General features: G+C 46.6%; 28 protein-coding genes. 18 read left to right on the forward strand and 10 right to left on the reverse strand.

The window, feature by feature from the left end:
- Nucleotides 1–240: 240 nt before the first annotated feature.
- The gene (locus tag OUY18_RS13890) at nt 241–540 is read right to left on the reverse strand and encodes a methyl-accepting chemotaxis protein (protein WP_419196142.1); all 300 of its coding nucleotides are present in this window, start codon (nt 538–540) and stop codon (nt 241–243) included.
- 54 nt (nt 541–594) lie between these two features.
- On the opposite strand from OUY18_RS13890, the gene OUY18_RS11385 reads away from it, so the two are divergent.
- The 3 genes from OUY18_RS11385 to OUY18_RS11395 all read left to right on the forward strand — a co-directional run bounded on the left by OUY18_RS11385 (nt 595) and on the right by OUY18_RS11395 (nt 2120).
- Nucleotides 595–1362 carry a DUF3849 domain-containing protein gene (locus OUY18_RS11385; RefSeq protein WP_268058913.1) on the forward strand — a complete coding sequence of 256 codons (768 nt, stop codon included), beginning with the start codon at nt 595–597 and terminating at the stop codon, nt 1360–1362.
- 1 nt (nt 1363) lies between these two features.
- Entirely contained in the window at nt 1364–1702 is a 339-nt protein-coding gene (locus tag OUY18_RS11390; protein ID WP_268058914.1) for a plasmid mobilization protein, read from the forward strand.
- A 127-nt stretch (nt 1703–1829) separates the two neighbouring features.
- On the forward strand, nt 1830–2120 hold the full coding sequence (locus OUY18_RS11395; RefSeq protein ID WP_268058915.1) for a CD1845 family protein: 291 nt from the start codon (nt 1830–1832) through the stop codon (nt 2118–2120).
- Nucleotides 2121–2356: 236 nt separating this feature from the next.
- Here the strand turns inward: OUY18_RS11395 and OUY18_RS11400 are convergent, their stop codons facing one another.
- A complete protein-coding gene (locus OUY18_RS11400) occupies nt 2357–5218 on the reverse strand; it encodes a TrlF family AAA-like ATPase (protein ID WP_268058916.1) in 2862 nt (953 codons plus the stop codon).
- 230 nt (nt 5219–5448) lie between these two features.
- Here OUY18_RS11400 and OUY18_RS11405 point away from each other — a divergent pair, with 230 nt between their 5' ends.
- The 8 genes from OUY18_RS11405 to OUY18_RS11440 all read left to right on the forward strand — a co-directional run bounded on the left by OUY18_RS11405 (nt 5449) and on the right by OUY18_RS11440 (nt 13774).
- Complete coding sequence (locus tag OUY18_RS11405; protein ID WP_268058917.1) at nt 5449–6855, forward strand: relaxase/mobilization nuclease domain-containing protein; 1407 nt, start codon at nt 5449–5451, stop codon at nt 6853–6855.
- Between the two features lie 472 nt (nt 6856–7327).
- A complete protein-coding gene (gene rsgA, locus OUY18_RS11410) occupies nt 7328–8404 on the forward strand; it encodes a ribosome small subunit-dependent GTPase A (protein ID WP_268058918.1) in 1077 nt (358 codons plus the stop codon).
- Between the two features lie 127 nt (nt 8405–8531).
- Nucleotides 8532–8801 carry a CD3324 family protein gene (locus tag OUY18_RS11415; RefSeq protein WP_268058919.1) on the forward strand — a complete coding sequence of 90 codons (270 nt, stop codon included), beginning with the start codon at nt 8532–8534 and terminating at the stop codon, nt 8799–8801.
- Between the two features lie 149 nt (nt 8802–8950).
- Nucleotides 8951–9718 carry a class I SAM-dependent methyltransferase gene (locus OUY18_RS11420; protein WP_268058920.1) on the forward strand — a complete coding sequence of 256 codons (768 nt, stop codon included), beginning with the start codon at nt 8951–8953 and terminating at the stop codon, nt 9716–9718.
- A 589-nt stretch (nt 9719–10307) separates the two neighbouring features.
- Complete coding sequence (locus tag OUY18_RS11425) at nt 10308–10724, forward strand: RNA polymerase sigma factor (protein ID WP_268058921.1); 417 nt, start codon at nt 10308–10310, stop codon at nt 10722–10724.
- A gap of 166 nt (nt 10725–10890) precedes the next feature.
- Entirely contained in the window at nt 10891–11193 is a 303-nt protein-coding gene (locus tag OUY18_RS11430; RefSeq protein WP_268058922.1) for a helix-turn-helix domain-containing protein, read from the forward strand.
- Nucleotides 11194–11769: 576 nt separating this feature from the next.
- On the forward strand, nt 11770–11967 hold the full coding sequence (locus OUY18_RS11435) for a hypothetical protein (RefSeq protein ID WP_268058923.1): 198 nt from the start codon (nt 11770–11772) through the stop codon (nt 11965–11967).
- A 97-nt stretch (nt 11968–12064) separates the two neighbouring features.
- Nucleotides 12065–13774: a recombinase family protein gene (locus OUY18_RS11440; RefSeq protein ID WP_268058924.1), complete on the forward strand. Its 1710-nt coding sequence runs from the start codon at nt 12065–12067 to the stop codon at nt 13772–13774.
- Between the two features lie 192 nt (nt 13775–13966).
- On the opposite strand, the gene OUY18_RS11445 is transcribed toward OUY18_RS11440, so the two are convergent.
- The 8 genes from OUY18_RS11445 to OUY18_RS11480 form a co-directional block, all read right to left on the reverse strand.
- Nucleotides 13967–15025 (reverse strand): hypothetical protein, encoded by a 1059-nt coding sequence (locus tag OUY18_RS11445; RefSeq protein WP_268058925.1) that lies wholly within the window; start codon nt 15023–15025, stop codon nt 13967–13969.
- 15 nt (nt 15026–15040) lie between these two features.
- Nucleotides 15041–15337, reverse strand: a complete 297-nt coding sequence (locus OUY18_RS11450) for a hypothetical protein (RefSeq protein WP_268058926.1) — start codon at nt 15335–15337, stop codon at nt 15041–15043.
- Nucleotides 15295–15648: a hypothetical protein gene (locus OUY18_RS11455; RefSeq protein WP_268058927.1), complete on the reverse strand. Its 354-nt coding sequence runs from the start codon at nt 15646–15648 to the stop codon at nt 15295–15297. Before OUY18_RS11455 ends, OUY18_RS11450 begins: the two co-directional genes overlap by 43 nt.
- Nucleotides 15649–15650: 2 nt before the next feature.
- A complete protein-coding gene (locus tag OUY18_RS11460) occupies nt 15651–16883 on the reverse strand; it encodes an MBL fold metallo-hydrolase (RefSeq protein WP_268058928.1) in 1233 nt (410 codons plus the stop codon).
- 10 nt (nt 16884–16893) lie between these two features.
- Nucleotides 16894–17361 (reverse strand): hypothetical protein, encoded by a 468-nt coding sequence (locus OUY18_RS11465; RefSeq protein ID WP_268058929.1) that lies wholly within the window; start codon nt 17359–17361, stop codon nt 16894–16896.
- A complete protein-coding gene (locus tag OUY18_RS11470) occupies nt 17361–18083 on the reverse strand; it encodes a WG repeat-containing protein (protein WP_268058930.1) in 723 nt (240 codons plus the stop codon). The genes OUY18_RS11465 and OUY18_RS11470 overlap by 1 nt, the downstream gene beginning before the upstream one ends.
- Nucleotides 18073–18573 (reverse strand): hypothetical protein, encoded by a 501-nt coding sequence (locus tag OUY18_RS11475; RefSeq protein WP_268058931.1) that lies wholly within the window; start codon nt 18571–18573, stop codon nt 18073–18075. The genes OUY18_RS11470 and OUY18_RS11475 overlap by 11 nt, the downstream gene beginning before the upstream one ends.
- A 96-nt stretch (nt 18574–18669) precedes the next feature.
- Complete coding sequence (locus OUY18_RS11480; protein ID WP_268058932.1) at nt 18670–19473, reverse strand: hypothetical protein; 804 nt, start codon at nt 19471–19473, stop codon at nt 18670–18672.
- A gap of 156 nt (nt 19474–19629) precedes the next feature.
- On the opposite strand from OUY18_RS11480, the gene OUY18_RS11485 reads away from it, so the two are divergent.
- The 7 genes from OUY18_RS11485 (at nt 19630) to OUY18_RS11515 (ending at nt 26584) form a co-directional block, all read left to right on the forward strand.
- Nucleotides 19630–20541 (forward strand): hypothetical protein, encoded by a 912-nt coding sequence (locus OUY18_RS11485; RefSeq protein WP_268058933.1) that lies wholly within the window; start codon nt 19630–19632, stop codon nt 20539–20541.
- On the forward strand, nt 20538–21335 hold the full coding sequence (locus tag OUY18_RS11490) for a hypothetical protein (protein ID WP_268058934.1): 798 nt from the start codon (nt 20538–20540) through the stop codon (nt 21333–21335). The genes OUY18_RS11485 and OUY18_RS11490 overlap by 4 nt, the downstream gene beginning before the upstream one ends.
- 321 nt (nt 21336–21656) lie before the next feature.
- Nucleotides 21657–22475, forward strand: coding sequence for a ParA family protein (locus tag OUY18_RS11495; protein WP_268058935.1), 819 nt, complete (start codon nt 21657–21659; stop codon nt 22473–22475).
- On the forward strand, nt 22432–23370 hold the full coding sequence (locus OUY18_RS11500) for a ParB/RepB/Spo0J family partition protein (protein ID WP_268058936.1): 939 nt from the start codon (nt 22432–22434) through the stop codon (nt 23368–23370). The genes OUY18_RS11495 and OUY18_RS11500 overlap by 44 nt, the downstream gene beginning before the upstream one ends.
- A 66-nt stretch (nt 23371–23436) precedes the next feature.
- Nucleotides 23437–24024 carry a hypothetical protein gene (locus OUY18_RS11505; protein ID WP_268058937.1) on the forward strand — a complete coding sequence of 196 codons (588 nt, stop codon included), beginning with the start codon at nt 23437–23439 and terminating at the stop codon, nt 24022–24024.
- 46 nt (nt 24025–24070) lie between these two features.
- A complete protein-coding gene (locus OUY18_RS11510) occupies nt 24071–24661 on the forward strand; it encodes a hypothetical protein (protein WP_268058938.1) in 591 nt (196 codons plus the stop codon).
- A 60-nt stretch (nt 24662–24721) separates the two neighbouring features.
- The gene (locus tag OUY18_RS11515; protein ID WP_268058939.1) at nt 24722–26584 is read left to right on the forward strand and encodes a DUF5057 domain-containing protein; all 1863 of its coding nucleotides are present in this window, start codon (nt 24722–24724) and stop codon (nt 26582–26584) included.
- The last annotated feature ends 15 nt before the right edge of the window (nt 26585–26599 follow it).

The raw sequence follows: 26599 nt of genomic DNA on the forward strand, positions 1-26599 counted from the left end.
AATATATACAGGAGCTTTATTTTTGTCCATATCTAAAGATTTTTACCCACCAGCAGAGCTGGTGGATTTTATACCACGAAAAAGCCGCTCCTTCCGTTTGCACCCGGAAAGAGCGACTCACTATCAGCAGGGCTGACAGTATGAACAACTTAAAGGGAGATAAAGCTGCTCATATTCTGGCAGCTTGTTGTGTAAAAGGATGGTATCTAAATCTCTTGTATCATTGGTGCCGAAAGTTCATTAGATATTTATGCCCATGTTAGCGGAGCTGGTCCTTTCCAAATATACATCCGTTAACTTCCGTAAGCTACCATTAATCTTTCCTATGAATTTCGTCTGGTCCATTGCATGTTCCAACGTTGAGTTTGAATAATCGATTGTCCTATTCACGGAGTTCTGAATGTTTGATGTCATCCCTTCAATATTGTGAGCTGTATCTTTTGATCTTTGCGCAAGTCTCCGTATTTCTTCCGCTACAACCCCAAAGCCCTTTTCAGAAGTACCCGCCCTCGCCGCCTCAATCGCAGCATTGATCCCCAAGATTCTAATTTCATCCGCAATGCGCTCAATTGATTTTAATATTTTATTAAGATGATGATGGACAAAACACCGTTATACAAATATCCCGGCGACTATGCGCGGGAAAAGGATGAACTGGAGCAATACCGCGCGTCCCACAAGGCAAACGTGGCCTGCAAGGACGCAATTGAAACGGCCATCCGGGACAATTATCGCGATAACCGTCTCGGAAAAGAGGGCGTAAAGCAGGTTTCCAATCAGTTCGGTTATGAACGGATGTTTTATGTGCTGGCGAATACGGTGCAGCGAAAGGACTTCAACGGGCGTATTTCCCATGACAACAAGGATTGGGCAAAAACCATTCCCATCTTTGAAGATAAGGATTATTTCGGGGATGATCGGCGTTCATCGTTTGAAGTGGATTCGTGTAACCCCGGACTCACGAATATTTTCATCAATCAGGCGCGGCGCGAATATCTGCTGGCCCAGCCCCTGACCAAAGAGGACATTCGGACGGAGGCCGCACGGCTGCTCCGGGGTCTGCAATCCGAGTGTGAGCCTAACAGTCCAAGCGGCACACATTTCATGGCACAGATTTCGCCGGATTTTCTGATCCGTGCTTCCACCAAGGACCACGACCGGCTGTTCGCGCTGCTGCCGTTCAAGTCACTGACATTTTCCACACTCAAGCACCGGAAAGGTATTTTCGCGTTCATCCAGAAGGATGAAAACCGCGACCAGCCGCTTCGCCAGCGCAAGCCGTCCGTACGAAAAGAACTGCAAAAAACACAGACTGAGCCAAAATCGTCTGCCACATCCAGGGGCAAAGAAATGGAGCTGTAACATGGCGAATCGCAACCGACAAATCCAGCTTAAGTTTCGCGTTACCCCGACGGAACGTGAAATGATCGAACAGAAGATGGCGCAACTCGGTACGAAAAATATGGCGGCGTATCTCCGTAAAATCTCCATCGACGGGTATGTGGTGAAGCTCGAACTGTCGGAGCTGAAGGAGATGGTTTCCCTCCTGCGCCGGTCGAGCAACAACTTAAACCAGCTTACCAAGCGGGTGCATGAAACGGGGCGCGTTTACGACGCGGATTTGGAGGATAGTGTCCAAAATCAGGAACGGCTGTGGCAGGCGGCTACTGATATTCTCGCCGCACTTGCAAAAATAAAATAGGGGCGTATGCCCCGAAAAGTGGGGCGATTTACGACGTGTAAGCCGCCCCGCTATTTTTTGCCGCATCCTTGCAAAAAACAGCATAGACGTTATAGTTGTATTAGAAATTGTAAAGGGGGCCGATTTTATGAGGCTGATGCTGAAAATACTCGTCGCTCCGGTCATCGTGGTCCTGACCGTTTTCGTCTGGATCTGCTCCGCTCTGCTGTACTTCTCGGCGTGGGTGTTTGGCCTCGCGGGAACGGTCCTCGGCATCTTCGGTGTGCTGGCGCTGATTACCCATCAGGTTACAAACGGGATCATCCTGCTGGTGATGGCGTTCCTCGTCAGTCCGTTCGGAATCCCGATGGCGGCGGCGTGGCTGATCGGTAAAATACAGGATTTGCAGTATGCAATTCAGGACAAGGTTTACGGGTGAAAAAAATTTTTTAGATTTTATTTGAAAAATTAGGGACTTATTTAATTCAGCGAAAATAGTACTACCCAACGTCAAAAATACTCGGTACACATAAGTACTCCGATGTTTTTTCACTTACAACAATTTTATTTTTAACATCTATTATACATTTCCCCATTCATTGCTTTTTTGATATTTTCTGCCACTAAGTGAAATTAGAGCTATCAATTCTGATATCAATCCTAGATCTAAGAACGTCAACCTCTATTGATAATTCCGGTATTATATTTGCGACGTCTCAAATCGAATGCTGGCATAGTACCTTCCAAAACATCAATAACATGATTGCGCATTCTAGGATCTTCAATACTTCCTGATTCGTAAGTAATAGAATTCGTTTTTTTATTGATTGAACAATAAACAATTTCTTCAGAATCACAGGCAACAGCAATATTGGGATTATGGGTAACTATTATAACTTGACGCTTTTTTTTAGCTTCTAAAATACATTTAACGAGTTTGTTGTATACGGACTGATTATCCAAATTGTCTTCTGGCTGATCTATAATCAGTGGAATATCATCTTTGCTTAGTGCTAAGTAGAAGATAAGTAACACTATTCCACGTTCACCTGGAGATAACTCGTCAAGCGTTCTGCCGCCCATTCTAAGACTATACTGAGCGTCGATGTATTCTAATCCCCAGAGTTTTTCATAAAAATCTTCTTTGTTTTTCACTTTGCTTGAAGATACGTCTATGTCTTCAGTGATAACTTGCATTACATTATTTATAAATGCCATAACACTATCCCAGGAATTAAAGTCAGTTTGTTTTATAAATGAAGCCATTTTTGCCGCAGATTCGGTTACTCCATAAAATATACCAGTATAATTTTTTCCAATCAGTGATAATAATTCAGAGCCGATTTCATTGTTTTTGAGCGATAATTCTGACACAAATTCAATATTGTCGTCCTCCATATCGCCAATTAATTTTTTGAGCTCACTCTCGACTGGCTTATATATTGAAGAATAGATATCAGAAATTTGATGTTTTAATACGAATATTTGCCTGGTTATGTCCACACGTTCCTGCAATCGTTTTTCGTAATCGGTATCTAATTGTGATTTTATATACTTAACTTCATTAGTATAATATTCTAGCGTATCAGGAGTGTTGATATCACCGATAATTTGCTGACGGAGACGTTCCCATTCTTTTAAATCCTCTTGGTATTTCTGGTATGCTTTTTCTTTTGAGTCAGCTGTAGAAACTAAAGCTTTTTTATCAGCATTTAATTTTGCATATTGAAAGTAAAGGGAAGTCGACTTGGCATTATCAGAAGAATCAAGCTTCTCTTTTAACTCGTTTTTCTGTGATTCTAAGGCCTCTTTTCTTTTGTCTAGCATTTTGCGAGGGGTTTCAAAATCAGCAGAAATAATTAGGCTGTCAAGTCCAAATTTGGTTGCAGCATCGCTTAATTCACTGTTTAACGACACAATTCCCTTTTGGGCACTGTCAATTTTTGAAATCAATGTCGCCATCTCATCAACAGAAGAGTTTATTGCTGTTAAGTCAGATGTCTTTCGCTCAATTTGCTTTTCAATATTTTTTATTTGATCGTCAAATTCTTGGATCTTAGTTTCATATTCTGGATCAATATTGTCAGTTGGCTTATCGACGCTCTTCGGCTTGTTTTTATCATGTCGGGATAATCTTTCTTGACATTTTTCCAAACTATTTTGCTGGGTTAACTGATATTTTTTTGTTTTCTTATCCTCTAATTGAATTATTCTCTTATTTACAGATTGTAAGTCTAAATTCAGTCTTGATATCTGGCTTATTATACTGCCGGATTTTTGACTAATAAGTTCCACCAAATCTCCGGCCGTACCTTTTTCTGTCGTATCAACATAAGAAAAAATGACTCTATTAATTTCATCTTTAAAACCAGATCCCAAATCGTTGCAGACATCCTCGATGTACTTTTGTGGTAAATATTGGGCGTACTCTGCAGTTATATCTGTACGAGATGAACTTAAATTAGTAACCGGATCAACTTGTCCATCTTCCCATATTAGATTTCCTTCATAATCGGCGGCATAGTTTTTGGGAAGTTTTCTAAACCGATCCGAATTAAGGAAGGATGCTTTATTCATAGATTTACAATTAGCAAACAAGCCGATTATGTCTGATAAAGCGCTTTTTCCGCTTCCTTTATTTCCAATAACAGTTGTTAAGCCGATATTTATTGGCAATCTAAAATCGAACCAAGTTTCTAAAGAATTTACAGGTTCAGATTTTCTTGATACACAAATTGTATCTATATAGCATTGCTTGTTTTTTCCCACTCTATCGAGACTTGGTGGCATATCCCCGACAAAAACGCGTTCATTTGGCTGCAGCACAGCCTGCTGTAGTCCCTCAAAAGTTAAATCGGCTTTTATCCATAATTTTTCTTTTCTAGTATAATTTTTAGGGTCATGGCAATCTGAACATAAAATTAGAGGCTTTTCTTCAATTTCTTTAAATACAAATTTGTGATAATCCGCTATGTCACTTATTTTTCCTATTTCGAAAAAGTCAACATCTTGAGCAATATCTGCTTTAATAGCTTGATTAACTTCCAAAGCATTAGTGATCACATCATCTATTCCACTTGTCTTTTTGCCCGCATGAATAGATATTAGGCCATGATTAGATTTTGCAAAATCTACGATATGTTCAAAAATCCAGTAAATAGTTTGGGGACTATCGCCTGATTTAGCTTTATTACGTAACATAATCGAGTTAAAGTCCGCGGATAAAGTATGAATATCTGTATCATCTGGAAATATGAGAATCATATGTAAGTTACCATTAGAGGCTCCCTTGTCGGTTCGAAGCTCAACGCCAGGGAAAAAGACTATGTCTGGAGCAAGATGACGCAAGTTATTTATTCTTACTTCATCGATTATAAAATGATCCGTGACTGCCACTGCGGAAATATCATTTGCTCTTAAAGAATCTACAAGTAATTGATCAGAATCGTCACCTTTATATTTATAGTCATATGAAGAAGCAGTATGCAGGTGAAGATCCCATTGTCTCCATTCTGATCCGCGCGAATAATTAAACACAGTAACCAGCTTCCTTTCGCTATTAGCAAAATTCCCTACATAGTTTAATCTTTAAGCACATTATATAATCATAATCACTAATTTTCAATTAGTTTCCCTATAAAACATTTAAATGCGCAGAACAAAGAAGCTTAGGACTGATTCATAAATGTTTAATTCACGCGTTTGTTCGCTAGGGCTATCCACTCATGGCCTAAAGCGCTTTGATTGCTTATAAGGGAGGAATGATTATGGCAACTACCCGGTTGATGCCACTACATACCGGCAAGGGCCGGGATGTCGGCACGGCAATCAGCGATATTATTGATTACGCGGAAAACCCGGAGAAAACGGATTACGGCAGGCTTATCACCGGTTATGAATGCGACAGCCGGACAGCAGATGCCGAGTTTTTTTTTTCCAAGCGGCAGTATGCCGCGCTCACCGGCAAAACGCGCGGCGCGGACGATGTGATTGCCTACCATCTCCGACAGTCATTTGTCCCCGGCGAGGTCACGCCGGAGGAAGCAAACCGGATCGGCTGTGAGTTTGCCAGACGGTTTACGAACGGGAACCATGCTTTCATCGTCTGCACTCACATCGACAAACACCACATTCACAATCATATCATCTGGAATTCCACGACCCTCGACTGTACCCGGAAATTCCGAAACTTTTGGGGTAGCACAAGAGCCGTGCGTCGGCTCAACGATACGCTGTGTATTGAAAACGGACTGTCCATCGTGGAAAATCCGAAGCATCACGGCAAGAGCTATAATAAGTGGCTGGGCGATCAGGCAAAGCCCTCAAACCGGGAGCTTTTGCGTGTGGCAATAGACGCGGCCTTGGTTCAAAAGCCCGCCGATTTCGATGCACTCCTGAAGCTCTTACGGGAAGCCGGGTATGAAGTGAAGTTTGGAAAAGTCCCCACCCTGCGCGGCAAAAATCAGAAGCGGTTTATCCGGCTGGATACGCTGGGCAACGGTTACAGTGAAGCAGAGCTTCGGGTCGTTCTTTCCGGCGAAAAAGCGCACAAACCGTGCAAAAAAAACGTCCGGCCCGTGCCGGATAAAAAGATCAATCTGCTGGTGGATATTCAGGCCAAGCTCCGCGCAGGAAAAGGCATCGGTTACGAACGCTGGGCCAAGGTGTTCAACCTCAAGCAGATGGCGCAGACAGTGAACTATCTGACCGAGCACAATCTGCTGGAGTACGATGCGCTGGCCGCTAAAACGGCTTTGGCAACCGCCCGGTACAATGAGCTTTCCATACAAATCAAATCGGCTGAAAAATGGATGACCGAGATCGCCGTTTTGAAAACACAGATTATCAATTACGCCAAGACCCGTGACACCTATGTTGCCTACCGGAAGGCGGGGTATTCAAAAAAGTTTCTTTCGGAGCATGAGAGCGATATTCTTCTGCACAAGGCAGCGAAGAAATCATTCGACGAGCTGGGCATGAAAAAACTTCCCTCCATCAAAAGTTTGCAGGCCGAATATGCGGTGCTTCTGGCAGAGAAAAAGGCGGCTTACGCCGACTATCGCAATGCCCGCGATGAGATGAAAGAGCTGTTGACCGTGAAAGCAAACGTCGATCATTTGCTTGGCCCCGATAGGCGCGAAGCGGAGAATAAAAAAGAGCATGGGCAGCGTTGAACTGTGCATGCTCCCGGAAGCGTCCGCAGGACGTGCAGCCGCAGAATTTATTGTGCGATCAAAGGGGGTTGGGGGCGCTGCCACCAACAAGCAAAAGGTCGGTTTCCGTAGAAGCGGAAATCGACCTTTTAGCTTTGTGGGTACCACAAAGCATTGCTTGCCATTTAGTGAAGCGCCAAAACGACACGCAAGATTTGACTTACTTGACAATCTAGCAATTCTGTGCTAATTTATAGAAAATGAAAAATTAGAGGTGTGTTGATGTCTGTCAGCCGATAAGGTAATTGGTTTGTGTAACAAAAAGCAGGTCTTGCCTGCTTGATTTTGTGTACCCAAAACGCCTTATGGGATGACTGAAGAAGTGTTTCACCAAACGCCTCTTTTATTTGTCTTGTAGCGCAGTGGGTAACTGCGCTTTTTTTATTGCCCAAAGGTAATTTGGGCAATGCTCTTTGAAAGGATTTGAAAACCATTGAATAGCTATTTAAAAAAATATGGGCTTACTGAGTTTTTTGAACAAGAAGCAACCTTATATAACGGCCTGTTTCTTGCAAGGATTACTGAGCAACACCGCGATTTGTATAAAGTGATCGGCGAACAGGGAGAATTGAACGCAAGTATATCCGGAAAGCTTGCGTACAGTACAGAGAATCAACTGAATTACCCGGCTGTCGGTGATTGGGTTATGATTGACAGAATTGACGGAGCTACCGGCAATGCGATCATTCACCATGTCTTACGGCGTAAAAGTATGTTGGCGCGGCAAGCGGCCGGAACAGCTAAGGTTGAGCAAGCGATTGCGGCAAACATCGACACCATTTTCATTTGTATGTCGCTCAATGCGGATTTCAATTTAAGAAGAATCGAAAGATATCTGACGATCGCATGGGATAGTATGGCGACCCCTGTAATCATATTAACCAAGGCCGACTTATGTGATGATTTACAACAAAAAATGAATGAGCTTTCCTCCGTCAGCATGGGAGTAGAAGTTGTTGCCTGTTCCTCTGAAAATGAATATGGGTATCAAGCAATTAACGCGCAAATCGGGCAGGAAAAAACGATTGCATTTGTTGGTTCTTCCGGTGTCGGTAAGTCAACGATTATCAACCACCTTATGGGCCGGGATGTTCTAGCAACTAAAAAAATCCGCGAGGATGATGATAAAGGCAGGCATACCACCACGTATCGCCAATTATTGCTTCTGCCAAACGGCGGTATCGTAATTGATACGCCCGGTATGCGGGAATTGCAGATTTATACAGGCAATCTTTCAAAGTCGTTTGAAGATATTGAAGAGATAGCCGCAAAGTGCAAATACAGCGATTGTTCTCATGGAACCGAACCTGGGTGCATGGTCAGAAAGGCAATCGAAGATGGGCTGCTTTCAGAAGAGCGGTTTAAGAGCTATCAAAAACTGCAAAGGGAAATATCTTACGATGGATTGAACTCTCGCCAATTGGAAAATGAAAAAATCAACAGAATGTTCGGAAGTAAGGCGGAAATGAAGCAGACACTCAAACGATTCAAAGATAGAAACAGCAGATAAAAATGGAAGGGGCATTGTCTTATTTCAAGTGTATTGGAATCGGTAATGTGCGTAGCAAGGGCTATCGCATAATTCAAAATTGAAGATAGTCCTTGCGTATCCTAATTTTAAATTTAGGAGGCGCACAATGGGCTACAAAAATGCGATTTGTGTATTACCGAGCGATTTACTCATAGCAATACAACAGCACATTGACGGGGAATATATTTATATTCCCCGAAAGGCTGATAATAAAAAGCAATGGGGCGAACTCAAAAACAGCCGGCATCAACTTGACAAACGCAACCGAGCAATTTTTGAAGAGTATCTGTGTGGAACGGCTGTCGAGGAGTTAGCGGAGCGATATTATTTATCACCCAAGACAATATATAAGATATTGTCTGCTATGAAAAAATGATAGGTGGCTTAATAGGCGGCATGGGTTAATGCCCTGTCGCCTTTTTGCTTCTGAACTGTTTAGTAGGGAGCCTTTATAAAAGAAGCAGGGTATAATTATGATTATGAGATATAAGGCGAAAAATAGATTGGAAATAAGGAGTATAAGCAATGGAAGAAATAACAATCCACGAATTTGACTTTTCCCTCATTAATGAATATTTTTCGGAGCTTGAACGGCAGGGACCGGGCAGCCCCAAAGAAACTATTAGAGCATTAAGCTTTATTGGCAACCTTTCAAGTAAAGCGCAAATTGCCGATTTAGGCTGTGGTACAGGTGCGCAGACAATGGTTCTGGCACAAAATACAGAAGCAACCATTACCGCCCTCGACCTTTATGCTGGCTCGATTGATAAACTTAATGCAACCGCTGAAAAACTTGGTTTGCTGAACAAGGTAAAAGGTATTATCGGCTCAATGGATGATTTGCCGTTCCAGAATGATGAATTTGACCTTATATGGTCTGAAGGGGCTATTGCCAATATCGGGTTTGAAAACGGCTTAAATTACTGGAAGAAGTTTCTTAAAAAAGATGGTTATGTTGCTATAACCTATGAGTCATGGTTTACTAATGAGCGCCCCATAGAAATTGAAAAGTGGTGGAAGAATGCGGTTCCTGAAATTAGCACAATAGCGCATAACATTTCCATCATGCAAAAAATAGGCTATATTCCTGTTGCCGTATTTACGTTGCCTGAAAGTTGTTGGATAGACAATTATTTTATTCCTCAAAAAGCAAGGCAAAAGGAATTCTTAAAAAAGCATGCAGGAAATAAAACTGTCGAGAATTTGATTGCATTTATGAGGCGTGAGGCAGATTTATATTCAAAATACAAACAGTATTATGGATATGTATTTTATATTGGAAAAAAGATATAAATTAAGCTCTTATAAAAAATCGGCTTTAGAAAATGAAGCAACATGGTGATATATCCACCACCCCAACGGAAATAAAAAAAACCGTTGTTGCGGCGGCTGAATAACTGTGCACTAAATATAGGAATGTAGCCAAGCGGCGGTTTTGAAATTAAAAACAAAGCCGCCGCTTTCTTTTTCAAAAAACGAGATTGCGGAGGGCGTAATAACTGCGCTCTTTTTTATCGGCGGCTTTGGGACAGGAGGCTTTTATGCACCCGAAGTCGCTGTTTTTCGTATGGGAGGAACCGTTACACCACCGTAACGGTTTGGCTTAGCTGACAGCCTAATCTTTTACAACTTCAAAAAAGTTTCAAAAATAATCGTGGGCGAATACTGCGCTCATTTTCCATCCAACACCTTGTGGGGGCCTCCCTGCACAGGTGCTTTTTTATTTCTCGTCACGGTATCGCAGGACAAGCCCCGTCACTTCGGCCCAACTTGGTCCGAAGTCCGCGCTGGGCCTGTGCATAAAATTTCCCCCGGCTGTCGTTCCCCGCCATTCTCCGTTCATCAGCCATAGCCCATGACCAAATTGAACGGAGGTAACATAATGGAAAAGTCCCTTGTAACGATAACATATAAAACCGCCAATGGAAACAAGATTTGTGTTGAGGTTTCAACCCCGGTCAAAGAACTGTTGGAGCAGTCCGACCGGCAAATCCGTTCCCAAAGGCGGCAAGACAGGCGACACCTTGACTTTGCGGTACGCACAGACGAAAGTTTCTCCGATTTCCTGTTGCCCGCATATGAAGATACCGCCGATCTGTTGATAAGAATGGAGCGCGATGCCAAGCTCCATGAGGCCATCGGTAAGTTGACAGAGGTACAGAGACGGAGACTGCGCCTATATTACTTTAAAGGGTTCAGCTACAGCCGAATCGCCAGACTGGAAGGTGTATCCTGCCAAACCGTTGTCGGCACAATCGAACAGGCGCTTAGACGGCTCCAAAAGCTCTGCCGGAAATAGTCCCATTCCAAGCAGGACGCCCCGCCTCCGGGCGGGGTTGTCCTTTGTCATTCTATAGTTATCCACATGTTCAATTATACATTTACATGTGCGTATTTGCAAGCTGTATTAATCGTATTTTACGCTTTCATATATGTGTATGCTATAAATGGACGGAGGCGGTAAAGTGGATATACTGGATAGAATTAAACAGTTACGGGATGAACGCGGCTGGAGCAATTACAAGTTGGCGAAAGAGGCCCATATATCGGAGGGGTCGCTCAACAATTTGTTTCGATTGAATAATCAGCCGACAATTCCCACTTTGGAAGCGATATGCGCGGGCCTCGGCATAAGCCTTTCCCGATTCTTCGCTGAAGGAAACGAGGCCGTTGTCCTTAATCAGGAACAGCGGGAAATGCTTGATATATGGAGCACTCTCAACAAAGAACAAAAGGCCGCGTTATTGGAACTTCTGAAAAAAATGTAATGAGAAAATGTAATGTGAAGAAACCCGGAAGGTGATTATACCTGCCGGGTTTCTTTGCGCCATAAAACACATTGAAAAACTGAAAATTTTCAAAAAAGATTCCCTGAAAAACGGCCTTTTTCCGTCCTAATAATGTAGAGGATACTTTTTCCTCGTTTGTACTTTGAAAGCTGAATAAAAAGATACCCGGATACGAAGGGTACGTGTGCCGAGTGACAGGCCCGCCATGACCTCCATTATCAAAGAATGGAAAGAGAGCGACAAGGCCCATGCCGCAGGCGAGCCGAGGCTAGCCCCGCCTGATAAAGCACACAAACCCGGATACTTGCGTTCAGTCACAGTCCGAGCGTGAAGCGGCCATATTAGGCCGTGAGCCGTCGCAGGCAATGAGAACGCTTTGCCATCAGAATGGGGAAAGGTGAGATTCCTATGGGGCGGACAAGCCGCCGCCCGTCCGGGTTATCTGTTTAAATTACAGAAAAAGCGCCGCGCCGTCATTCCGTAAATTGCCCTGTCGGGCAATGAGAGTATGAAAATAGACGGCGCGGCTGTTTTTATTTAGACGGAGGTATAACCGTGAAAAACACGAAAGCTGCTGTCTGCAGCAGCAATATACCGCCCGGCACTTGCGGGCGCAGTCGTTTAGATAAAACATCCACCTATAAGGTAGACGGCAAAACATTTATTGTTGAACCTGTTTTTCAGACAAATGGGCATGACACGCTGGGAACCATTTTAATAAAACTGATGAGGGCCGACGTGGATCGGCTTTGATAATAAGTGACAAAGCGGCAGGCGTGACAATCGGCGGTCGATATGGTATACCTTTCCCTGTAAATACTGCTTATTTGACTGCCAGAAAGGGGGATTTATGAAACGGTCAAATAGGAGAAAAAACCGGGAAGACACAGCTTTCCTTTATGAGCGACTATCACGCGATGACAATCTTGAGGGTGAAAGCTACAGCATAAGCAATCAGAAAAAACTTTTAATCAAGGTTGCCAAAGAAAAAGGATATTCCAACCTTGTCCACTTCTCAGACGATGGCATTTCCGGTGTTACAATGGAGCGACCTGGTTTTGTGGCGATGATTCAAGAACTTGAGGAAGGCCATGCGGCGGCTGTTTTCGTAAAAGATATGTCGCGCTTGGGCAGAAACTACATTGAGGTTGGGAAACTCACAGAGGAATTCCTCCCCGATCACGACATAAGGCTTGTCGCGGTCTCCGATAACGTGGATACTGCCGAGGGAGAAAATGAGCTGACACCGATTCGCAATTTGTTCAACGAGTGGTATGCCCGTGATATCAGCAAAAAACGGCGCATCAGCAATAAGATCAAAGGAAATGCCGGAGAACCGATGGGACAACCGCCTTACGGTTACATCAAGGACCCGGACAATCCCAAACGTTGGATCGTGGATGAGGAAGCCGCCACTGTTGTTCACCGGATTTATCAAATGACGCTGGACGGCTTTGGGCCGGAACAAATTGCCGCCTCGCTGGAAAGGGACAGTATCCTGACTCCAACATCTTATTGGCAGACACGAGGCGTCAACCGCCCCGGCAAGCATAAAGACGCACCACCCACGAAGTGGAACAGTTCTACTATCACCAAGATTCTTTCTTTGCAGGAGTATTGCGGGGACGTTCTCAATTTCAAGACGTACAGCAAATCCTACAAGAATAAGAAGCGGATTGAGAACGACCGTGATAATTGGGTTATCTTTAAAGATGTACACGATCCGGTCGTTGACCGCGCAACATGGGAAAAAGTGCAGCAGAAACGTGGCAAAATCCGCAAGCGAAAAACGAATGAGGGAGAAACCAATATGTTTTCCGGTCTGCTTGTCTGTGCTGACTGCGGACATAATCTGCATTTCCACTTCAATCAGGGCAATCCGGATATCAAGTATTTTAATTGTTCCAACTACAAAGGCAATCGGGGCACTTGCACCTCTACTCATTACATCCGTGTTGACTTTCTGGAACAGGTCGTGTTGGGAGAAATCCGCAGACTCACAAAATTTGCGAGCAAATATGAGGATGAATTCGTTAAAGCGGTTATGGGACATTCCCAGCAAGCGGTAGAACTTGAGCGACAAAAGAGGCAAAAAGAATATAATTCTCTATTGAGCCGTGACAAAGAGATTGACCGGCTGTTTGACCGAATGTATGAGGACAATGTGGCCGGAAAAATTTCCGATGAACGGTTTTCAAAAATGAACAAGCAGTATGAAGATGAACAGAGCGATCTGACAGGTCGGATAAAAATCCTCAGAACCGAGCTTGATAAGGAAAACCATCGAACAGCGGGCACCGATATGTTCATTGTTACTGTCCGCAAATATACAAGAGCCAGAAAGCTCACGCCGCGTATGCTGAATGAACTAATCGATCACATTGAAGTTCATCAGGCCGAAAAGGTGAACGGCGTATATGTCCAGAAACTGACTATTCATTATAATTGTATCGGTTCCATTGAAATACCGGATATTTCAACTCTGCCGGAGCCGGACGTTATGATAGAGACAAGAAAAGGAGTAGCCGTAAGCTACTCCCAATCACAGATGGCAGGATAAGCATATAAAAAAGCGAGTGTTCTTACGGCATTTTCAAATGCTATAAGAACACTCGGCATGGTGCAGTGTTTAATGATAAATCCGAACCCTCAATGTCCTTGAGTGTAACTGTTTTTGTAAGAGGACAATAAGTCTAACGCACATCTCCAAGGACTTTGCGTCCGTTATAAAATCAGTAAGCCATTCTCTTATTCACAACATTCGATTTGTGCAGGTAGCGCTACCGCCCCACTCACTTTTCAATAAATGAGTCTCCAGATGCTTTTGATATTCCACACAGTGTGCTTCTTCCAGCAGTTCGGCTAATTTCAAAGGCGTTACACGGTAAGGAAAAAGCCTGAATTCGCCTTTCAGTCTGGATATGGGGTTAAAAAGCGTGTCAAAAAACAGTTTTTCGACCGACATGGGGTCTTGCTGTCCTAACCGCTTCATCAAATCTCCGATTTCACGCAAGATGCCCTCCCCTAGCGGCAGTTCGCCATGAAAGGAATTCAGACGGGTCCAGTTCAGTGTCAGGACGGAGTTTTCCCCCAATTCCAACGAATCTAAGTACCCGTCATGAAGATAACCCAGATAAGCATATAACGTTCCGTTGCCGTCGAGTTCCTGATAAAAGAAACCATGCCTGGAAACACCGTCCACTTCCAGACAGACCAAATCGCCGTTTTCAAACGGAAGCAGTCGGCGCAGATACAGTCGGGAGTCAAACAAATCGTGCGTATTCGGAGCGTATACATCCCCTGTTTCTGACAGCGGATTAAATGGCAGCATATCGTTGTCAATCCAAAAATTGGTTGCCTTAAGTTGTCCGTTCAATGGGAGCAAATGATATTCAATCGGATTGATAAGGCCTCCATTTGGCGTTATCTGCCACAATTCCGCCAGATAACACGACGCTATTTTATCGTTCGCGGCTTGCTCCAATACCTGTGTAAAGGTGACATAGGGAATCGCGCCAACCAGTTTGTCCGTATTAGAAAAAGCTTTTACGAGGAAAAAGCTGCTGGATGGCTGCTCCTCCATCAACCGTAGTGCCAACCGATAAACCTGTATCGCCCGACTCATGAATTCCTTTTCCCATTCTTCGGACGCTTCTGTTTCCAATTCCAGAAGCGCTTCCAGCTTTTCTTCCAAAGGGCGCGGCGCGTCGTGAATCAGCTGATATTTTTCCAGCAGGGTAAACGTCCGTTTTTGACGGAGATATTCAGACACCTCGGAAGATGGAATCCAGGAATAAATATCAAGGCTCATGATCTGATTTTCCTTTCATAAAACATAGTGAACTACCATATAGCTGTCCGTTTCGGGTTCAAAATCGTGCCGCACAGCATCCCATGAAAAGTCTGGCAGAGAAGAAAAAGGAGAAAGCATCGTCGCCACTTCGTCCAGTGTTTCGTTTTCACAGCAATGGACACAGACCGCGACGGATTTCACCGCGTTTCGGCGCAAACACTCCGCCAGCTTTTCCGCTTCGTCTTCTTTAATATTCCTTTCCGAGGGACAGGCTTTCTCGTTCCAGCTCAGTGTTTTTTGCTCCGATTGCTCAACGCGCTCAAAAGCCATGTGATCGCTCCGCCAATTAAAATCAGCCATAGTGTCATGAGAAAACCGTGCAGTACACTTTTGGAATCCTGATAGTTGACCAAAAACAGCAAAAGAAAAATGCCTCCTGCAATCAGGAACAGAATAATCCCATGCATGGTGCTGTCGGCATCAAGCGCAGCCAGCCACAAAAACAAATCTGCAATGCCGCCGATCACCCGCCAGAAAGTAAGCGCGGAGCAACCATGGGTACGCTTTAGCCATGAATTGTAGTACACGCCGAACGAAACAACGCCAATCACTGATAAAATTGCAAGCCAGCCTTCCAGCATTTTTATACCTCCCATCTCTCGCCATCGCGCACCATCAGGCAGTTCGGATGAAGTGCCTTGAATTGCTCCCGGTCTTGTGCTTCACAATGAATGGGAATCAGCGCTTGAGGATTGAGCACCCCAATCAACTCTTGTATGGCGTTTCGGTAAGCGTGTCCGCTGCAATGCAGATCTGCTACATCTATCCCATAAGAATCACAGAAGTCTAGCAGATCGTTGACCGGGCGAGTTTCCCGGTACCCCTGCCATATGGAATAGATGAGCAAATTCTTTTCATCAGGGCGGCACGCCAAATAGTTTTTTAAACAGGGAAGCATGGAAGTTCGCACAAAAATTACCTTTTCCCCCGGGAGTTTTGCAAGACTTCCCGCGCTCAGAAGCTCGCGCCGCTCAAAACAGCGCTGAAAATAGGCGTATGTACGAGGCGTTTCTTTCTCGCTTGTGTAATGCGCTACAAAGCGCAGGGTATTTTCCTCCCGTTGTGTACGCACCGCAGTCAAAAACAAATCCTCGCACACGGCTCGCCCGGCAGCCTTTGCAGCGCGATGCATGGCGCGTATTCGTTCTTCATTCGTAGAGGAACACAGGACAAACACCGTGCCGCCGTGTTGCTTCATCAACTCGAAAGCCCGCTGTTCTACCTGCTTTTCATTCTGCGGGGTGTTACTACTTTGCTTTTCCACGCGGATATTGGTTCCCTCGCTGATGAGTACGTCCAGTTTTTGCCCTCCAAGCAGCTGCCGGATTTGTGCGGGAATCTGCGCCGTTACTCGGTAGTCCCCGGTATAAAGCACACTTTTGCCTTCTGCCTGAATTAAAAACATATGGGCATCCACAGCGGAATGGTCCACCCCAATTGGCGTGACCCGTATATCGTCTAGTTGAATGGGTTGACCGCTTTTAAAATGCAGATAGATTTCCGGGCGGGGAGAATCGGTAAAATCCGAGATCACATCCAGAATACGGTGCGTTTCTTCTCCCGAAAGAATCGGAATACCTGGCAAAATCCGATCCACCAGCCCGCAATGGTCGTTATGATGATGACTGAGGAAAACCCAGTCAAACGCAGGCTTGCCGCAAGTAAGCCCTTCTATTTCGATAGAATCTTTTGATCCTTTTTCGTCAAGAGGCGGCAGGTTGGCCCCCGCATCAAACAAAATCCTGGTTTGCGCTGTTCCGATTTCAATTAGGTTCCCGCCAATCTGTGTCGTTCCGCGATGAATTTTTATGTACATTCGTTACTCCTTATCTTGTAAGCGTAGGTGGATTTGCCCAACGGAATGTCTCATGCACCCGGTTTGTGTTATCTTTCTCCCATTGGAATGCTTCTCGGTATTCCTGTGTAAAATCCGTGCCAAAGCAGCCTTGCAGTTCATTCCACAGTATTTCTAGTTTCTGAAGGTCAGCAATCAATAAAAAGCCTTTTAACACGATCACCGCATGCAGAAAATCCTTGCCGCGATAATCGCCTGCCGTCAGATATTCTTCAAAGCGCCGCTCTAATTCCACCTGCTCCGGAGCGTGGAGGATATCGAGCATGCACGCTTTGATTAGCGGGTCTGATTCCTGCTCAAGGAAAAGGGCCAGTGCCAGAAATCCCTCCGCCCGTGTCACTAGCAGATAATAGCTGATCCGAGCCATGGTTTGCAGACATTCGATTTTTTCCTTATGACTGCGTGGCAGCCTTGCGGCAAAGTAGGATAAGTCTTTCATCAGCAAGCTCCCTCCAATTTCTGAATCAAACGCACCGCTTCCCGTTTGAGCATGGTAACGTTGGTAATGAGCCGTCCATCCCGGCAGATCACTCCGAATTTCCGCTTGCGCTGCAGTATCATATATTCCCCATATCTTGACGGGTTCGTGCTATATCCCCGCGGGTGGGCGGTCAGATGATCCTCCAATATCTCACCATACCGATCAAACAGAGTCACCTGTCCATCCTGTATGGCACTGATTCCTCCATAAAACGTAAACCAGCCTGCGGTGAGGTCAAAGCAGCCATCCAGATCAATTCTGTCGTAAACAAAGTGGAGTATCGGCTCATTTTTCCCGTTTATCACCCCCCATTTTCCACGCTTGACCGCAAAATATCCATTTGAAGAAGGCTGATCCTTGGCATCCTCATACGCAAACGGAACGACCGTCTGTCCCTGCGCATTGATATATCCGTGCAAACCATTTTTTACAGCATGACCTGCTATATAATCATCGAACAGCGTTTCAGTATAGTCAAATTGCAGAGGAACCACAATCTCATCCGTCGCTCCGTTCATCAAGCCCCATTTACCGTCGGATTCGATCGGCAGCAAATAGAAACCATGAAAATCATAATATAAGTCAAGCTCGGATTCCGGGTAAACGTGGCTACCAGAAATGAACCCGCCGAAAGCTTTTTCGGTTAGCGTGTAAATACGGCATTCTTTTTTATGATCCATACGATCTCCTTTCAAAGGTTTCCAGTCCATAGGTGTCCGGAATTTCGTAGCTGTAATGTCCAGGCTCGCCCCATGGGTCTGTCGGCATGTAGCGGATGCGATAGCCGATTTTCAAAAGCTCGGCAAAGTCCCGCTGCCTTGTGCGATCTGATAAAGCCGGATAATGCTCCCGATACCAGCCTACGGGATTTGCTCCGTCCATCTCTACCATTAATGTGCATAACCGTATAATTTTTTCAAGGTACAGCTTGCGTGTTTTGTTTTCAGGAAATTCCGGTTCATGGAACTGCGCATCGATTAAAACGAACGCCTTTCTCTTTTGGGAGTAGCGGATGTGCAGAACCCCCGCCTGCCTGAGTAGCAGGATATCCCGAGAAACGGTCTTTTCGCTGACCGGCAGCAGATCGGTGATTTCCCTAAAAGAAACCTCACTGCAATACCGGAATAAATGAAAGACAGAAAGAATGCGGGATGTCTTGGTGAGTTCCATGGGGTTTTCCTCCCTTGCTGTTATGAGTTTATCATACCACGTTTGCTATTAAAAGACATACGTATTGTCGCAAAATGTATCCTCATCGCAATACCCTTACAAATATTGCTGAAGAAACTGAAGCTGCATTTTCTGTAAATAATTGTATTCCTGACCATCATAGGCTTCAAGCTCGCTCTCGTGAATATGATCATAGTCCGGTATGCAATCGCATTCGATTTGTTCAAAGGGATATAATAGATATTCATTTTCCCATGTAAATACATTTCTGGCATCGCGAAGGCGCCCGGCGTTGGCGCCAACCAGATAAAGCTTTTTCGGCTCGCTTCTCAGGCAGACGACCTGTCCAGCCGCGAATTTCACCCCGGCGTCTTCCTCGTAATCCGAGGGCATGCGATAATATCCGCCCCCACCTCTCAACTCTAAACGGCTGATTAAAGCGCCGGTATAATCGAGCCGGTACTCTATGTATTCGCTTTGCTGGCTGCAAAGCTGATACAGATTCGTTTCTGGGGTAATTGGAACAGGGTTGTTGGAACAGATGAGCTGTCTTGCCCAATTTTGGCACTCCTTGATCCAGTCTTGGGACTCTTTGTCATCACGGGAATTCGCCCACAGTATGTGTTTGGGATATTGCTCTTTGACCATAAACAAATAATTAACCTTGTCCTTGACAAAAACGTCGAATGATTTGTTTTGATCCGCGGTGAATTCTTCTTTCAGCCGTTCGATTTGACGGGTGAGCTCCTCCTTTCCCGCCTGAACGGCAAGCTCCATCCGATCATACACTTCGCAGAAAAAGGATGAGGGGTCACACCGCTCCCACATACAATCGTTGTATGCCCAAAGAAACACGGTGTATATTTTTGTGCTGTACGCCGCAAAAGGATTGTCCATCATTTAATACCCCCCGATAGTAAAAAATCACAAGCTTTTGAAGGGAGTATATCACAGGCTGATTTCTGGATTCAGACACACGTAATGACGTGTAGCTTGCTTTTTTGGCAGAATGTGATAAAGTTTATAATAAGATTTTACGAATTAGGGGGCGTTAGTGTGGGGGAATTTAAACGCGATTTGTATAAAAGGAAGCATGACAGGCAACTTGGAATTGAGCAGCTACAGAAAATGCAGGAAATGCCATGGTTCAAACTGCTGAAAGAAGATGTTGAACGGGGAGAGGTTTTCCCAGCTCTGCGCTATAGCGGAGAAATTGATTTTTACTATCGGGGCGCGCTACTTTGTAAATATAAAGGGAATCTAAAAGGAGAACCAACGACAAGCAGAAATAAAGGGCCTTTCAATCCCGAAAATCGAGACGACTACAAAAAGATTAAAGAAAGCTGTGAGGAGTGGGGCAAGAAAGCAAGTGGTGAAGCCAACGAACGCGCTACGCTGTCCGTGCTTTACAGCAAGTTTTCACCATACATCAAGCCGGCCCCCAGTATGATCCTGCTGGATATTGAGGTTGGGTTTCCTAAACTTTTCTTAAGTGATGAAGAAAATCATCGAAATACACAGGTAGATTTGCTTTTTCTTGACAAAAGCACCGGCAAACTCTACTTTATCGAAGTAAAGGAAGCCGGGGACGGCAGAGTCAAAGTGGAATCCGCAGGTCGGTCTGTGGAGAAGATATTTGACAGCATGCCGGTCATGGAACAGCTCGACGAGTACGACGCAAATTTGGCGGCAAGAGAGGATCAAATTCTTGCTGCCTATCAAAACTATTTTAGTATTACGCGTGAGATTTTCGGCTGTGAGATTTATTCGGGAAAGCTTTCGCTGTATAACCGTACCAAGTTGCTGGTCTATGGGGAATCTAATACAAACAATAGCCGTAAATCACTTGAGGCAATCCACACGAAGCTTGGCAATGATTTAATCGTCTTTGAGAACGGCCTGGATTTGGTTGATGACTTGCCGGAAAGGATTATTTCCGGTTCATTTTGTCGGAGCCGTAACTCTTGATCGAAAGAATAGGTGAACGAATGAATACCATATGGATGATTCGTAATGACGGCAAGGCTTTTCCTTGCTCACAGTATCTTTACGCGAATGCTTTAAATATGGAGGAGACTTTGCTTGCGGCGGAATGGCTGTATGCCAACACGTGTCATAAGGAATCCCGGCAGCTTGCACTGGAAATGGTCGCGGCATGGATGGCTTCTGCGTCTGTTGACGGCGATGCTGTTTCTGATGCGCCCGGCTCCCTTTTACAAAAGCCCGGTTGCCCCTTGTCGCAGGAGTTTGTAAAGGCACACACAGAGGAAGTCATGGCGATTCGCACAGAAAATCTGGATTTGAACGCCTTGTGCAGCGAGGTTGTTGCTGAACTGAACCAAGAGTTTTTACGGGCGCGTTATTGCGGTATGGAGCATACGGGTGCGTCATCCAAAGAGATGTTCTTCCGTATCTCTTCGGTTGGGTTTGATTGGTATAACCGCATACATGATTTTGTCACCGCCGCTAATTTCCCAATAGAATTCATTAACATTGTCCGGGGTGAGGAGAGTGCTGGCGCAAAAAGCGGGCTTCATCTTCGATTACCGACAGAAACATTTCTCGCGGAGCAACCAATTCAACTTATCCCTCCGAGTAAGCTGAAAGGCGGCGTAATGGTGCGCGAAATATTTGCACATCTGTCGTTTGGAAGTTCTCTAAGACATATTTTGGGGGATCTGACGATTGATGCAAGAAGTCTTGCCAATGCTCTGACCGTTATTGCTGATTGGGAAAATCAGCAAGGAATTGAATCAAAGTAAATTTCTCATTCTTGCAGCAATATATTTGCCATCATAACAAAAAGGACGAAGGTAGCTGAGCCCTCGTCCTTTTTGCTGTCACATTGTTAGAAATAAAGCAATAATCCGAACCCATCCCCAACGGGGACAAGGTTCGGATTATCATGATTTGGTGCGAGTGTTCTTACGGCATTTATTCAAGAAAGTCAGTAATATCAAGGGCTTACGGGCAGTTAAGAAGCAGTATTTACCCCTAATAATTGAATAAATTCATTATATTTTAAGGGCGTTCCGTGAAAAGGAGCGTCCTTTTTCTATTTCAGCGGGAGGTGAAAAAATCACATGACCAATGTAATTGCCGTTGCCAATCAAAAGGGCGGCGTCGGCAAGACTACGACTTGCGCCAATCTCGGCATCGGGCTGGCGCAGGAAGGAAAGAAGGTTCTTCTGGTGGACAGCGACCCGCAGGGTTCCCTGACCATCAGTTTGGGCAGTTCCCAGCCCGATCAACTGCCCGTGACGCTGGCGACGATCATGGGCAAGGTGCTGGACGAAGAACCCATCGGCCCCGGTGAGGGACTTTTGCATCACGATGAGGGCGTCGATCTGATGCCCGCTAACATCGAGCTTTCCGGCATGGAGGTATCGCTCGTCAACGCCATGAGCCGTGAAAAAATCCTGAAACAGTATCTGGACGGCGTGAAGCGCCAATACGACTATGTACTTCTGGACTGTATGCCTTCGCTGGGAATGCTGACCGTCAACGCGCTGGCCGCAGCCGACAGCGTACTCATTCCCGTTCAGGCGCAGTACCTTCCGGCAAAGGGCCTCGAACAGCTTTTGCAGACAATCAACAAGGTACGGCGGCAGATCAATCCGAAGCTCAAAATCGACGGCATTCTGCTGACGATGGTGGACAGCCGTACCAACTACGCCAAAGAAATCAGCGCTCTGTTGCGGGATACCTACGGTTCAAAGCTGAAGGTTTTTGATATAGAGATTCCTCATTCCGTTCGCGCCGCCGAAATCAGCGCGGAGGGCAGGAGTATTTTCGCTCATGACCCGAAAGGCAAAGTTGCCGAGGCGTATCGGAAGCTGACGAAGGAGGTGCTTAAAATTGAAAAGCAGCGCCAAAAACATAAGTCTGAACAGTTACGATGATATTTTCTCCACGGAGGAAACCCGCGAGGATGAAAAACGGGAGAAGGTCACGGATATGCCGCTTTCGGAGCTGCATCCCTTTCCCGACCATCCGTTTCAGGTATGGGACGATGATTCCATGAAAGAAACCGTGGAGAGCATCAAAGAATACGGCGTGTTGGTTCCCGCCATCGTCCGTCCTCGCGCGGACGGCGGCTATGAGCTGATTTCAGGCCACCGGCGCAAACACGCCTGCGAGCTAGCTGGGCTTCCCACCATGCCGGTGATCGTCCGCGATCTGGATGATGACGCCGCGACCATCATCATGGTTGACAGCAACATCCAGCGTGAAAACATTCTGCCGAGCGAACGGGCCAAGGCATACAAAATGAAGCTGGACGCCATACGGCGTCAGGCTGGCCGACCGTCCAAAGAAAATTGTGCCCAAGTTGGGCACAATTTTGACGGCAAAAGAAGTGTTCAGGTTGTTGCCGATCAAGCCGGAGAAAGCAAGACACAGGTGCAGCGGTATATCCGGTTGAACGAGCTGACACCGCAGCTTCAGCAGATGGTAGATGATAAGAAAATCGCCATGACCCCCGCCGTGGAGCTGTCGTACCTCAAACCGGAGGAACAGACGCTTTTGCTGGACACCATCGAAAGCGAACAGGCCACCCCCTCGCTCTCACAGGCCCAGCGGCTGAAAAATTTCAGTCAGGAGGGCCATCTGAACGAGGACAGTATGCTGGCGATCATGTCGGAGGAAAAGAAACCGGAGAAAAACGACCTGACTATCAAGGCTGATAAGCTCCAAAAATATTTCCCAAAATCGTATACCCCGCAGCAGATGGAGCAGGTCATTATCCGGTTGCTTGATGGATGGCAAAAAAAGCGGCAACGGGATCAGGAAAGGTAATAACCGTCGTTTCAGGCGTTCCGAAAGGAGCGCCTTCTTTCATGTCTTGATAAAGGAGGAAACCGCATGACAACTGAAAAAATCAACAAAAGCGAAGGTAAAAAGGAGGATGAAAAGAGAAAGCGCAAATGGCCGTATATCCTTGCGATTCTTCTGCTGTTACTGCTTCTCCTGCTGCTTTTGCTGCGGAGCTGCGGAAATCAGCATCCCTGCCCGAACCCGCCGCCGTCCAGTTCCGTCCCCTCGTCGTCTGCTCCGTCGCTGGACGATACCGGGAGTGCGGAACCGGGAAGCAGCAGTTCTCCGTCGCGGCAGGAAATCCTGTCTCGGCTTCAAAAGCAGGAAGTCACCGTCACCGACAAGGTGAGTGCGCAGGCTTCTTTTTCCAGCGGATCGAAGGGCAGCACCGGCACATGGGAAGTGGAAAACCCGTCCTCTAACAGCGTCATTATGCAGTGTGAAATTGTGCTGGACGGAGAAACCGTGGCGAAATCCGCGCCGATCTATCCGGGGCAGCATATCGACGGCCTCACTCTTTCCCAGCCGGTTTCATCTGGAAGCTACAGCGTGACCGCAGCAATCAAGTATTATAGCAAAACAACCAAAGCGTATCTCGGCATGGCCGACTACAAGATTCGTCTTTCCGTTTCGTAATCAACCGCATTCGCGGTTGAAATAAAAACATGCAGGAGGTTTTCTAATGAAAAACAGGCTCAGAAAGATCCTCGCGGGCATCATCACCTTTGCCGTGCTCGGCGTGACGGCGGCAGTCCCGGCGCTCGCCGCCGACAAAACCGACACCGGCACGGGCAGCATTACGGGGAACGTGACGATCAACGGCTCCATTTCGCCGCTGACCATCTCCGTCACACACCCAGTCAACGTAGCCTACGCCATTAGCCCGGACGCCGAAACATTTACCGCGCCCGACATCACCGTGACCAACAACACCAAAGTCGCGGTGATCGCCACGGTGGAATCCCTGAAAGCCGCTTCGGGCGGAACGCTGACCTTCACCGACGTTGACCCGTCCGCGAAAGCGTGGCGTTCGCTCAACCTCGCGGATTCCAAGAAGTACATTGCGCTTGGTATTACAGCAAAAGGCAATTCCGGCTGGAACAGCGGGTACAGCACTTCCACCCATTGGGCGGTGAGCGATTCGCCGTTGCAGATCGGGACGCTGAATCCGAGCACTTCCGGCACGCTGTCCCTCACGGCGGACTACGGTCTCGCGTTCGACGGGGCGTACACGGCCAACCATCAGCTTGTTTTCCAGTTCCAACTCGCATAAAGACATAAGCGCGGGAATAGGCCGGGACTTCCCGGCCTATTCCGAAAGGAGGGCTTCTATTTGAGGCAATCATTCAGGCGGCTTTTTCTCGTACCATTGCTTGCCGCCGGTATTCTGCTGTCCGGTGCTTCGCCCGTATTTGCGGCCTCCGCCGCGTCGGTTCTGTCACTGACCGCGACGCCGAATCCGTCCGGGAACTATGTAGCACTGAACTGGACCAACAGCGACAAAAGCCAGCCGTACAGCTATATGCTCTATTCCAAATCCACGCATGAATCGACCTTCCAGAGCATTCCCGCCAAAGATCACGCGAAGGTTCTGAACATTTATCCCGTTGTCGCACCGACCGTTTCCTTTACGACATGGCAGGGCAAGAGCTACACTCTACCGAAGTCGGCGTCCCTTAAAATGTGGATGGAGACGCCGAATACGTATGATCCCAAAGGCTACGGCAAGGGTCTCATTTCCGTCGATACCGTGTCAATCTCCGATTTTAACGCCAACCCGGACGCTTACCTGAAAAACGCGGACGGCAGTTACAAATACGATGTGTTGTATTTCGGCGCGTGGGACGCTTTCGCAAGTCAGGATTTGTCCGCGGCGGCGGAAACCAAGACCGACGCCTTTATCAAAACGGGGCGCGGCGTCCTGTTCGGGCATGACACGATGGTAGACAATGATACGATCTCCATGCCGAATTTCTTCAAACTCGCGCATTACTGCGATATTCAGACTATCCCGCACTATACGGTGCTCGGCAGTTCGCAGATTAAGGTTTCCAAGAAGGGCCTGCTCACCAACTACCCGTGGAAAATCGGGGACGTGGGCACGGTTCTGAATGTTCCGATGTCCCATTCCAATCAGCTTGCTTTTGGGGATGTCTGGATGACCTATCAGCAGCCCTACACTTACCCCAACAGCGCGGCGGCAACCGGCTCGGACGGGCAAGGCACCAACACGTTTTATCTCACCAGTTGGTCAAACTGCGCCATGATTCAAACCGGCCATTCAAACGGGGAAGCCACGCCGGACGAGCAGCGCGTCACGGCCAACACTCTGTTTTACCTTGCGCAGATCACGACCGATACAAGCTGGAACGACCACAAGGGGCAGGATTTGGACGCGCCGAATGAACCGGCCATTTCAAGCGTCACACACAATTCCAATCGGACGCAGTACACCGTCAATTATTCCTCGCAGGACAACGCGACCGGCTATCAGTATTATGTCGAAGCCACAGGCCAGAACGACGGTGCGAAATATGATTCCTCGGTTATTTCCACGTCTTTGAAAACCGGGATGAAGGGCTATTCCATCGTGGAGGACAACAACCCCGATACCGTCCCGGACGGGAGCATTACGACCGCATCGGACAGCTATACTTTTTCCCGCCCGTCCGGCAGCAGTTTTTACATCCATATCGCCGCCGTGGACAACGCCGGAAACATTTCGGCTGTCGCGCACTACCATGCGGATGAGCTTGTCTCCGTGACCCATCCGGTCAGTATCAGTTACGCGATTGACCCGAACAGCAATACGCCGTTCACCGCACCAGGCATTCCGATTACCAACCATTCCACTTTTCCCGTCCAAGTTTCTGTCGCGGGGCTGAAAGCGACATCCGGCATCGGCGACGCCGCCCCCACGTCCTATTCCGACTGGAACAGCCTGACGGCCTCGCAAACCGGAAACGGAATGGCGCTCGGCGTGGGAATCAGCCAAACAGCTGATTCAGGTTGGACTGCGGTTGACAGACAAGCACCGGTTTATGCAAGTGATGTTGCGTCGGAAGTTCCATTGGGGACACTCGGCGCGAACGGAGCTTCCGGGAATCTGGCGCTTACCGCTAAATTCGGTTTGGCGTGGGTAAAGACAACGAACGTGTCCCATGAGCTGACGCTGAATTTTACGATCGCGGACTGAATCGCCCGTTCAGAA

The sequence above is a fragment of the Caproiciproducens galactitolivorans genome, from assembly GCF_026672255.1.
Classification (GTDB): Bacteria; Bacillota; Clostridia; order Oscillospirales; family Acutalibacteraceae; genus Caproiciproducens; species Caproiciproducens galactitolivorans_A.